Raw genomic sequence first — 10,817 nt, forward strand, 5'->3', positions numbered from 1 at the left:
GTCGCGACTATCCCGCCGGCAGCAAGAGGCCGCTTAGTCGTGGCGATGCACTATATCACCGTGACCATCGTGATCGTGATCGTGGTCGTGATCATCTTCGTCGAAGTCCCAGGCCGGGAACGGATCGGCGAGCTTCGCCCAGGCTTGCGGTCCCTGCGCGTATTCCTCATCGGTCAACAGGCAAGCGTCGAACTTAGCGGTCCAGACAGCCGGATCGATGCCGACACCGATCATGACCAGTTCCTGGCGACGGTCGCCAATACTCAGATCGTCCGGGTCGCCATACCAGTCCGCGGCGATTTCGGCGGCCAGTTCGTCGTCGCCGTCGGGCCATTCGCTGCGATCCTGAGCGGCCCACCACATGCCCGCCGGGCCGTGCCGGCAAGCACCGCCCGCCTGCGAGAGCGAACCGGCGATATCGTTACGCGTGGCCAGCCAGAAGAAGCCCTTGCTGCGCAGAACGCCCTTCCACTCCTGATGCAGCAGTGCCCACAGGCGTTCTGGGTGAAACGGCCGGCGCGCGCGGTAAATGAAATTGCCGATGCCGAATTCGTCCGCTTCACCGTGATGGGCGTGACCGTGCTCGTGGTCATGCTCATGATTGAGCGACGCCAGCCAGCCCGGCGCGCTCGATGCCTCGTCGAAATCGAAGCGGCCGGTGTTCAGCACCTGCGCGAGCGGCACCTCGCCGAAGCGGGCGACCACCTGCACCGCGCGCGGGTTGATCCGGCCGAGAATGCGCTGCAGGCGCGTGAGTTCGTCCGCGCTGACCAGGTCCGCCTTGTTCACCACCAGCACGTCGCAGAATTCGATCTGCTCGATCAGCAACTCCACAAGCGTGCGGTCGTCTTCTTCGCTCGCCGCGATGCCGCGCTCGGCGAGCGCGTCGGCCGAACCGTAGTCGCGCAGGAAGTTGAATGCATCGACCACGGTCACCATCGTGTCGAGTCGCGCGACGTCGGACAGCGACGCACCTTCGTCGTCGACGAAGGTGAAGGTTTCGGCGATCGGCATGGGTTCGGCCACGCCGGTCGACTCGATCAGGATCGCGTCGAAGCGTTGCTCGGCCGCGAGACGCTTGATCTCGACCCTCAAATCGTCGCGCAGCGTGCAGCAGATGCAGCCGTTCGACAACTCGACGAGTTGCTCCTCGACGTGAGAAAGCGCGGCGGCGTCGCGCACGAGTGTCGCATCGATATTAACGGCGGCCAGATCGTTGACGATCACGGCCACGCGCAAACCGGCGCGATTCGCGAGAATGTGATTCAGGAGCGTGGTCTTGCCGGCGCCCAGAAAACCGGAGAGCACGGTGACGGGCAGTAGCGGCTGGTTCATCGCAGTACGGAAAAGCTGGAGGATTGGAAGGCGTGCCGGGCTTGGGGTCGCATGACTGCGTAACCCGAATGACGCTCGAAGCCCGGCGGCGGCACGAAGCCGCATTGTGCATCAAAACGGCCAGCGGCCGCGGAATGGGTCAGATCAGCGGGCCGGATCAGCGCGCAGCCGGCATCAGATTCCACTTGCGCAGGATCGCGACGATCTGCTGCGCGTACTTGTCCCGCAGTGCCGGGGTTTCTGAATGATATGCGCCGATGGCCTGCCAGGTGTTGCCGTACTTGTTCATCTGGCGGCGCAGATGCCATGCCGCGATATAGACGTTCTTGCACGGCTCCATGAGTGTGCCTTGCGAGATGCCGTACTGAGCGAGCGTGGGCAGATGGACGGAATTGATCTGCATGACGCCGTAGTCGATCGAGCCGTTGGCGTTCTTATGTTGCGCGTCGGGCCGATTATGCGACTCCTGCCACGCGATTGCGCGCAGAATCAGGGGGTTGACCTTCTGATACCTGGCGGCTTCGTCAAAGCAATCGGCGTGCGCCGACCCTGCTGCGATCAGCACGGCAAGTCCCGCAGTGACAGTGACGAAGGAGCGTTTCATCGGTCAAGACCACTAAGTAATGCGCAAGAGTAAGGTTCGGTAAGGGATCGCGTCGGCCATACTTCAGCCGCCGACAGCCGTCGGGCCACGCTGGCCGGGCATTTGTCGGACATCGGGGAAAACCCGCGCCGGTAACCCGCAACCAGGGACTCGATCGGCTCGTATCATACCGGCAGGCAGACCTCCGTCAAGTTGGCTAACCGACATAAGCACGCAGAAAACGGCGCATCTCTTGCGCGTCACGGAACATCTCATTAGCTTTCAGTTACTTGACAATGAGGGGCGATCTTTAGAGGAATCGCACGCACAGTTTGTTTTGTGACAAATCCGACATGAAAAACTGGTACTGTTCATTTTTTTCGGACATCGGGCGGCGGGCAGCGAGGGCGATGATCGTCCGCGAGGCCGGCCTGCAGATCGACAGGGCGGCGGCCTGCTCCCATGTCCGCACTGCATGACCGTCGGCGGCTACGGCTGTCGGCATCAATACCCTATTCCATGAGAAGAAATCGTATGGTTTTGCGTCGCGTCGCAACGGCGCTGCTGGTGGCTGGCTTGATCACCGCGCAGACGGCACAGGCACAGGTGACACTCAACTTCGTCAACGCCGACATCGACCAGGTGGCCAAGGCGATCGGCGCGGCAACCGGTAAAACGATCATCGTCGACCCGCGTGTGAAAGGTCAGTTGAATCTCGTGTCGGAAAATGCGGTGCCTGAAGATCAGGCGCTGAAGACCTTGCAGTCCGCGCTGCGCATGCAGGGCTTCGCGCTGGTGCAGGACCACGGCGTGCTGAAAGTCGTGCCCGAGGCCGATGCCAAGCTGCAAGGCGTGCCGACCTACGTCGGCAACGCGCCTACCGCGCGCGGCGACCAGGTGGTCACGCAGGTGTTCGTGCTGAAGAACGAATCGGCCAACAATCTGCTGCCGGTGCTGCGCCCGCTGATCTCGCCGAACAACACCGTGGCGGCCTACCCCGCCAACAACACGATCGTAGTCACCGACTACGCCGACAACGTGCGGCGTATTGCGCAGATCATCGCGGGTGTGGACACGGCGGCGGGCCAGTCGGTATCAGTGGTGCAACTGAAGAACGCGAATGCGATCGACATCGCCACGCAACTCTCCAAGATGCTCGATCCGGGTTCGATCGGCAGCACCGATGCGACGTTGAAGGTTTCGATCACGGCCGATCCGCGCACCAACTCGCTGCTGATCCGCGCGTCGAACGGCGCGCGTCTCGCGGCGGCCAAGCAGCTGGCGAAGGAACTCGACACGCCGACCACGATGCCCGGCAACATCCACGTCGTGCCGCTGCGCAACGCGGACGCGACGAGACTCGCCAAGACCTTGCGCGGCATGTTCGGCAAAGGCGGCGATACGGGCTCGTCGGCGAACTCGAACGACGCGAATTCGTTCAACCAGAACGGCGGTGGCGGGTTGGGCGGCAACAATTCGACCGGCACGTCGGGTACGCCGCCGTTGCCGTCGGGTGGTCTGGGCAGTGGCTCGATGGCGTCGCCGATGGGCGGCGGGGGCGGCTACGGCGCGGGCGGGGGTTCCAATTCCGGCGGCCTGCTAGGTAACGACAAGGACAAGAGCGACGACAATCAGGCGGGCGGCATGATCCAGGCGGATGCCGCAACCAACTCGCTGATCGTCACGGCGGCCGAGCCGGTGTACCGCAACCTGCGGGCGGTGATCGACCAGCTCGACGCACGTCGCGCGCAGGTTTATCTCGAGGCGTTGATCGTCGAGTTGAACTCGAACACGAGCGGCAACCTCGGCATTCAGTGGCAGGTCGCGAACAATTCGATCTTCGCCGGCACCAATCTGCAGACCGGCAGCAGCAACAGCATCGTCAATCTGACGGCGGGCGCCGTCGCGGCCGGGGCAGCCGGTGCGGCCACCGGTGGTCTCGCTAGCGCGATCGGCACCCAGGGTCTCCAGCAGGGCCTCAATATCGGCTGGATCCACAACATTTTCGGTGTGCAGGGACTCGGAGCGCTGCTGCAGGCGCTGTCGCAGACCGCCGACGCGAACGTGCTGTCCACGCCTAACCTCATAACGCTCGACAACGAAGAAGCCAAGATCGTCGTCGGCACCAATGTGCCGATCCAGACGGGTTCGTATTCGAATCTCACGAGCTCGACCGCTACCTCGGCGTTCAACACTTACGATCGCGTGGACGTGGGCCTGACGCTGCACGTCAAGCCGCAAATCACCGACGGCGGCATTCTCAAGCTGCAGCTCTATACGGAAGACTCGGCGATCGTGACCGGCACCACCAACGCCACGACCAATCCGGCGGGCCCGGAATTCACCAAGCGTTCGATCCAGTCGACGGTGCTGGCCGATAACGGCGAGATCATCGTGCTGGGCGGCCTGATGCAGGACAACTATCAGGTCAGCAACAGCAAGGTGCCGCTGCTCGGCGATATTCCGTGGATCGGCCAACTGTTCCGCTCGGAACAGAAGACCCGCAACAAGACCAACCTGATGGTGTTTTTGCGCCCGGTGATCATCAGCGATCGTGGTACGGCCCAGGCCGTGACGTCGAATCGCTACGACTACATTCAGGGCGTGCAGGGCGCGTACAGGCAGGACAATAACCTGATGAAGGACAATGACGACCCGGTGGTGCCGCCCATGCCGATCGGTCCGAGCCAGGGTGGTTCGCCCGAGATGAATCTGTTCGATCTCGACAAGATGCGCCGGCAGAAGATGGCGCCTGCGCCGGCTAACGGCGGTGCTGCCACGAACGGCGCGGCGGCCACTACCGGTACTCCCCTACAGAGCAGTCCTGCTACCGTTGGGCCTGCCGTGCAGAGCAGCCCGATCACCGTGTCGCCTTCCACTGCTTCGCCCGGAGTGCGGCCGTGAGTACGCCGTCCATGCCGCCGTCAGCGTCCGCGTCGCCGGCAGCAACGCGAACCGGTGCTGCGGCACAAGCCACGGTAATTCCGTCCGCGGGCGCGACGGAGCATGCCGGACGCGAGGCGCCGTCGGCGATCGCCGCGCGGCTCGTGCCGTACGGTTTTGCGCGTGCCGGCCAGATTCTGGTCGCGCATCAGCATGCGGACAGCCTCGAAGTCTGGATCAGCGAACGCACGAGCGACGCCGCGCTTTCCGAAGTGGCGCGCAACTTCGGCGCCGTGTCGATCGTACGTCTGCCCGCCGACGAACTCGCGCAGGCGATCAACCAGGCGTACGCGCGCCAGGACGGCAGCGCTGCGCAAGTGGTGGGCGAAGTGGAAGGCGAAGTCGATCTTTCGCGGCTCATGCAGGACATTCCCGAGGTGGAAGATCTGCTGGAGTCGGAAGACGACGCGCCAATCATCCGCATGATCAACGCGCTGCTCACGCAAGCGGCGCGCGAACAGGCGTCGGATATTCATATCGAGCCGTTCGAGACTTCTTCTGTGGTGCGCTTTCGCGTGGACGGCACGCTGCGCGATGTGGTGCGCCCGAAGAAAGCGCTGCACGGCGCGCTGATTTCGCGGATCAAGATCATGGCGCAGCTCGACATTGCCGAAAAGCGCTTGCCGCAGGACGGCCGCATCACGCTGCGAGTGGGTGGCCGCCCGGTCGACGTGCGCGTCTCGACGCTGCCGACCGGCCACGGCGAACGCGCGGTGCTGCGTTTGTTGGAGAAAGACGCATCGCGCCTGAATCTCGAAGCGCTCGGCATGGCGCCAGACACGCTCGTCAAGTTCGACAAGCTGATCGGCAGGCCGCACGGCATCGTGCTGGTGACCGGGCCGACCGGCTCCGGTAAAACGACCACGCTGTATGCGGCGATGTCGCGGCTCGAAACGGCGACCACGAACATCATGACGGTCGAAGACCCGATCGAATACGACCTGTCCGGCATCGGCCAGACGCAGGTCAACGAGCGGATCGGCATGACTTTCGCGCGGGCGCTGCGCTCGATTCTGCGGCAGGATCCGGACGTCATCATGATCGGTGAAATCCGCGACCTGGAGACCGCGCAGATCGCGGTGCAGGCCTCGTTGACGGGCCACCTCGTGCTCGCCACGCTGCACACCAACGACGCGGCCTCCGCCGTGACGCGTCTGACCGACATGGGCGTGGAGCCGTATCTGCTGGCGTCGTCGCTGCTCGGCGTGCTGGCGCAGCGGCTCGTGCGGCGTCTGTGCCCGGTGTGTCGCGAAGAGCGTGTGGAGGAAGACGGCAGCGTACGCTGGCATCCGGTCGGTTGCGAGCGGTGCGGCCACTCCGGTTATGCGGGACGTCGCGGCGTCTACGAACTGCTGCTGATCGACGACCACATCCGCACGCTGGTTCACCGCAACGCGGCCGATGCGGAAATCCTCACCGCCGGCCGCGCGCAAGGCATGCGCACGCTGCGCGAGGATGCGGACCGCTGGCTCGCTTCCGGGCTGACATCGCTCGAAGAAGTGATCCGCGTGACGGGCGGAGCATAAGCGCATGCCGGCATTTCGTTTCGAAGCGATCGACGCGGCGGGCAAGGCACAAAAAGGCGTGCTCGACGCAGACAGCGCGCGCGGCGCGCGGACCAATCTGCGTTCGCAGGGACTGACGCCGCTCGTTGTCGAACCGGCGGCTACGCGTACGCGCGGCGAGCGCAATCAACGGCTGTCGCTGGGGCGGCGTTTGTCGCAACGCGAGCAGGCGATCCTGACGCGCCAGCTCGCCAGCCTGCTGATCGCGGGCCTGCCGCTCGACGAAGCGCTCTCGGTGCTGACCGAGCAATCGGAGCGCGACTACATTCGCGAACTGATGGCGTCGATCCGCGCGGAAGTGCTCGGCGGCCATTCGCTCGCCAATGCGCTGACGCAGCATCCGAAAGACTTCCCCGAGATCTACCGCGCGCTGGTCGCGGCCGGTGAACATACCGGCAAGCTCGGTCTGGTGCTGTCGCGGCTCGCCGACTATATCGAGCAACGCAATGCGCTGAAGCAGAAGATCGTGCTCGCGTTCACGTATCCGGCGATCGTCACGCTCATCGCCTTCGGCATCGTCACGTTTCTGTTGAGCTACGTGGTGCCGCAGGTGGTGAACGTGTTCGCCAGCACCAAGCAGCAACTGCCCTTCCTCACCATCACGATGATGGCGCTGTCCGGGTTCGTGCGGAACTGGTGGTGGGCGATGTTGATCGGCGTGGTCGTGCTGATGTATCTGGTGCGCTCGATTCTGAAGCAGCCCGGCGCGCGCCTCGCTTTCGACCGCTGGCTGCTCACTGCCCCGCTGCTCGGCAAACTCGTGCGCGGCTACAACACCGTGCGCTTTGCGAGCACGCTCGGCATTCTGACCGCGGCTGGCGTGCCGATTCTGCGCGCGCTGCAAGCCGCCGCCGAAACGCTCAGCAACAACGCCATGCGCGAGAACATCGACGACGCAATCGTGCGCGTTCGCGAGGGCACGTCGTTGTCGCGCGCGCTCGGCAATACGAAGACGTTTCCGCCGGTGCTGGTTCACCTGATCCGTTCGGGCGAAGCGACCGGCGACGTGACCACGATGCTCGACCGCGCGGCCGACGGCGAAGCGCGCGAGCTGGAACGCCGCACGATGTTCCTGACGAGTCTGCTGGAGCCGTTGCTGATTCTGGCGATGGGTGGCGTGGTGCTGGTGATCGTGCTGGCGGTGATGCTGCCGATCATCGAATTGAACAACCTGGTGCAGTAAGGCCGGGAAAGAAACTGGATTGCGCGAGGGGCGGCGCCGGGTATCGGCGCGGCGAACGCGCAATCGGTCGGAACGAAGCTGCTGTTCGGCGCCTTGTTTCAGCGCACGTAGATCGTGGGACCGGCGGGGTTGGCCGGCAGGAACACTTCGGAGTGCGCGCCATTGCGGTCGATGATGATCGAGCGGGCGCGGACCTCGGAGAGTTTGGCGCCTTGCATCAGCGCGCTGCCGAGCGACACCGCATGCGGTGGTTCGCCGCCGACGCTGACGATAGCCGCGGCGCCTTCCCGCAACGCGAGGATGCCGAACAGCCGCACGTCCTGGTTGGCGCTGCGCGTGAGCTGGCCGCCGAACAGCGTGGCGGCCTGGTCGGTCGAGACCTGCGCATGCGCGGCGGCGGCGGGCAAGGGCGCACCGGACATCGTGCTGAGCGTGATGACCCAATAGGTCAGCGTCGCGCAGAACACGGCGAACAGCGCGAGCGACAGAAGGCGGATTTGGATGGCGTTCATGCGCATCATTGTACGGACTATTGTGAAAATTGCGTTGGATTGAAAGGGCTTCCTTAGCCTCGCGCTTCGAGCTCGATCCCAGAGAGGGTGAGCAAACCTGGAGTAGCCCGGCGTTTTCTGACGACCCTTCAACTCCATGACATTAAAATGACCGGCCGGGCGTGTTCAATGGCACCTGATTGCTGAAATACGAATCCCGCCCAGTCGAAAATTTCATCTGAAAAGAGGTAGCAAGCTATGCAACTGTCGAGCACTCGCCGTCATGAAATCGCGGGTCCGCGTAGCCGTCGTCAGCGCGGTTTCACGCTGATCGAAATCATGGTCGTGATCGCGATTCTGGGCATTCTGGCCGCGTTGATCGTGCCGAAGATCATGAGCCGTCCCGACGAGGCGCGGCGTGTGGCCGCCAAGCAGGACATCGGCACGGTCATGCAGGCGCTGAAACTCTACCGTCTCGACAACGGCCGTTATCCGACCCAGGAGCAAGGCCTGCGCGCGCTGATCGAAAAGCCGAGCACGGACCCCGTGCCGAACAACTGGAAGGACGGCGGTTATCTCGAACGTCTGCCGAACGATCCGTGGGGTAACGCGTATCAGTATCTGAATCCGGGTGTGCACGGCGAGATCGACGTGTTCAGTTATGGCGCGGACGGCAAGGCGGGTGGCGAAGGCAACGATGCCGACGTGGGCTCGTGGCAGTAGGAAGTCGATGATTCTCCGGCGCGCGGCGGCCTGAACCCCGCGCGTTCCTCAATGCAGCGTGGTTCGATTTTGAGTTGATTGTTCGTGGCCGGCACTATGCGATTGTCCGCTTGCAAGTCCCGTGTGGGCTCGCCGTGTATGGCTTCGTTGCCGCGCGCGGCGTGTGCCGGCGCGCGTTTTCATGGCGTGCGCCGCTCACGTGGCGCGAGCGCGCACGGCGGCCGCAAACGCGCGGCGGGTTTCACGCTGCTGGAAATGCTGGTGGTGCTGGTGATTGCGGGCCTGCTGGTGTCCTTGACCGCGCTGACGATCACGCGCAATCCGCGCACCGACCTCAACGAAGAAGCACAGCGTCTCGCGTTGCTCTTCGAATCGGCCGGCGACGAAGCGCAGGTGCGCGCGCGGCCGATCGCCTGGCAACCGGTCGAAGGCGGCTTCCGTTTCGACCTGCGTACCGAAGACGGCTGGCGTCCGCTGCGTGACGATCTGCTTGGGCCGCGTCACTGGGAAGGCGGCGTGACAGGCGTGAGCATCAATTATCCCGGCTCGGATACGCAACCCAGCCGGCTCGTATTCGGTACCGAGGCGATCGACGTGCCGGTGCAGATCACGCTGTTTTCGGCAGTCGGGAGCGCGACGATTGTCGGCACCGGCAATGGCCGCTACGAGGTGCATTGAGATGCGTCGTTGCAGGAGCATGACGGCTCGCGAAACGGTTCACGGCGCGCAGCGCGGTTTTACGATGATCGAAGTGCTGGTCGCCCTGGCGATCATCGCGGTGGCGCTGGCGGCGTCGTTGCGCGCCGTGGGCAGTCTCGCGAGTGGCGAGGCCGATCTGCATCGCCGGTTGCTGGCAGGCTGGAGCGCGGACAACACGCTGGCGCAATTGCATCTCGCGCATGCGTGGCCGAACGTGGGTTCGACGAGCTTCGATTGTTCGCAGGGCAACTTGCAGTTGATCTGTACGGAGCATGTGACGGCAACGCCGAATCCGGTGTTTCGTCGTGTGGAAGTGATGGTGACGATGCCGGGCGGGTCCGGCAATCTGGCTCAGATGGTGACGGTGGTCGCGAATGAAAACAACCGTTCGCTCTGAGCGCCGCCGCCCGTTCGGCGCAAGGGGCGCGCGCGGTTTCACGCTGATCGAATTGCTGGTGGCGATTGCGATTCTGGCGGTGATTGCCGTGCTGTCGTGGCGTGGGCTCGACCAGATCATTCGCGGCCGGCAGACCATCACGAACGCCATGGAAGACGAGCGCGTGTTCGCGCAGCTATTCGACCAGATGCGGATCGACGCGCGCCAGGCCGCATCGGACGACGAGTCCGGGCAGGCGGCCGTGTCGGTATCCGCCAGCGTGTTGCAGATCGTGCGGCAGATCAACTTGCCGGGCGCGGCGCCGCGCTTGCAGGTGGTGCGGTATCGGGTGTCCAGCGGACGAGTGGTTCGGTATGCTTCGCCGCCGTTGGGGAATATGGGCGAGTTGCGGCGGGCGCTGCGCGGTGGTGAGGGTGAAGGATGGAGTAGCGTGCCCCTGATGGGCGGGGTCGGGGCGATTTCGGCGCAGGTGTATGTGCCGAAGGTGGGTTGGACTACGCAGATGAGCGATGTGCAGAGTGCGATTACGGAGGCGGACAATAATCTGAAAGTGCCCCAGTTGGGGAGTGCGCCGCTGCCGCGGTCGGTGACGGGGTTGCAGGTGAGTGTTGGGGCGACTTCTTTGGCTCGGCCAGTTACTCGGGTTTTTCTCGTCGGAGAGTGAAATGAAGGGTTTTGTTTTGTCTCCGTGGCGGGTTTTGGGGGGTGTTTTTTGCGGTGTTGGCCTTTCCTTGAATTGTGTGTGGTCTATTAGCGTTGCCCCTGTGCGGGGCAATGCTCTCAACTTAAGCCCCACTCCCTCAAGCAAGTTTGTACGTAAGATGGAAGTGAGGCTTGGCTTTTCTGGGTGGTCTTGGATACGAGCGTGAGGGCTGTATCCGGCATCGGGTCCGGTGGA

The 10,817-nt window shown here is 63.8% G+C and carries 11 protein-coding genes; 7 read left to right on the forward strand and 4 right to left on the reverse strand.

Features of this window, described 5'->3' with window-relative positions; translation table 11 throughout:
* Positions 1-33: 33 nt before the first annotated feature.
* From NE850_RS16070 to NE850_RS16080, 3 genes are all read right to left on the reverse strand, one after another.
* Positions 34-1,335: a GTP-binding protein gene (locus NE850_RS16070; protein WP_007180067.1), complete on the reverse strand. Its 1,302-nt coding sequence runs from the start codon at positions 1,333-1,335 to the stop codon at positions 34-36.
* Positions 1,336-1,492: 157 nt separating this feature from the next.
* A complete protein-coding gene (locus tag NE850_RS16075) occupies positions 1,493-1,939 on the reverse strand; it encodes a lytic transglycosylase domain-containing protein (RefSeq protein WP_007180068.1) in 447 nt (148 codons plus the stop codon).
* A gap of 289 nt (positions 1,940-2,228) precedes the next feature.
* On the reverse strand, positions 2,229-2,423 hold the full coding sequence (locus NE850_RS16080) for a hypothetical protein (protein ID WP_007180069.1): 195 nt from the start codon (positions 2,421-2,423) through the stop codon (positions 2,229-2,231).
* Positions 2,424-2,452: 29 nt separating this feature from the next.
* Between NE850_RS16080 and gspD the strand changes: the two genes are divergently transcribed.
* From gspD to gspF, 3 genes are read left to right on the forward strand one after another with little or no spacing between them, the layout of a single operon-like run.
* Positions 2,453-4,822, forward strand: coding sequence for a type II secretion system secretin GspD (gene gspD, locus NE850_RS16085; RefSeq protein ID WP_007180070.1), 2,370 nt, complete (start codon positions 2,453-2,455; stop codon positions 4,820-4,822).
* On the forward strand, positions 4,819-6,387 hold the full coding sequence (gspE, locus tag NE850_RS16090) for a type II secretion system ATPase GspE (protein WP_035517841.1): 1,569 nt from the start codon (positions 4,819-4,821) through the stop codon (positions 6,385-6,387). The genes gspD and gspE overlap by 4 nt, the downstream gene beginning before the upstream one ends.
* Before the next feature lie 4 nt (positions 6,388-6,391).
* Positions 6,392-7,609 carry a type II secretion system inner membrane protein GspF gene (gene gspF, locus NE850_RS16095; protein ID WP_007180072.1) on the forward strand — a complete coding sequence of 406 codons (1,218 nt, stop codon included), beginning with the start codon at positions 6,392-6,394 and terminating at the stop codon, positions 7,607-7,609.
* 98 nt (positions 7,610-7,707) lie between these two features.
* On the opposite strand, the gene NE850_RS16100 is transcribed toward gspF, so the two are convergent.
* Entirely contained in the window at positions 7,708-8,121 is a 414-nt protein-coding gene (locus NE850_RS16100) for a type II secretion system protein N (RefSeq protein WP_035518470.1), read from the reverse strand.
* Positions 8,122-8,358: 237 nt separating this feature from the next.
* Here NE850_RS16100 and gspG point away from each other — a divergent pair, with 237 nt between their 5' ends.
* The 4 genes from gspG to NE850_RS16120 all read left to right on the forward strand — a co-directional run bounded on the left by gspG (position 8,359) and on the right by NE850_RS16120 (position 10,583).
* The gene (gene gspG / locus NE850_RS16105) at positions 8,359-8,823 is read left to right on the forward strand and encodes a type II secretion system major pseudopilin GspG (RefSeq protein WP_007180074.1); all 465 of its coding nucleotides are present in this window, start codon (positions 8,359-8,361) and stop codon (positions 8,821-8,823) included.
* Positions 8,824-8,961: 138 nt separating this feature from the next.
* On the forward strand, positions 8,962-9,501 hold the full coding sequence (locus tag NE850_RS16110) for a GspH/FimT family pseudopilin (RefSeq protein WP_007180075.1): 540 nt from the start codon (positions 8,962-8,964) through the stop codon (positions 9,499-9,501).
* A gap of 1 nt (position 9,502) precedes the next feature.
* Entirely contained in the window at positions 9,503-9,919 is a 417-nt protein-coding gene (gspI, locus tag NE850_RS16115; protein WP_007180076.1) for a type II secretion system minor pseudopilin GspI, read from the forward strand.
* A complete protein-coding gene (locus NE850_RS16120; protein WP_007180077.1) occupies positions 9,897-10,583 on the forward strand; it encodes a type II secretion system protein J in 687 nt (228 codons plus the stop codon). The genes gspI and NE850_RS16120 overlap by 23 nt, the downstream gene beginning before the upstream one ends.
* Positions 10,584-10,817: the final 234 nt, after the last annotated feature.

This window comes from Paraburkholderia sp. USG1 (genome assembly GCF_031570135.1).
Lineage (GTDB): Bacteria > Pseudomonadota > Gammaproteobacteria > Burkholderiales > Burkholderiaceae > Paraburkholderia > Paraburkholderia dioscoreae.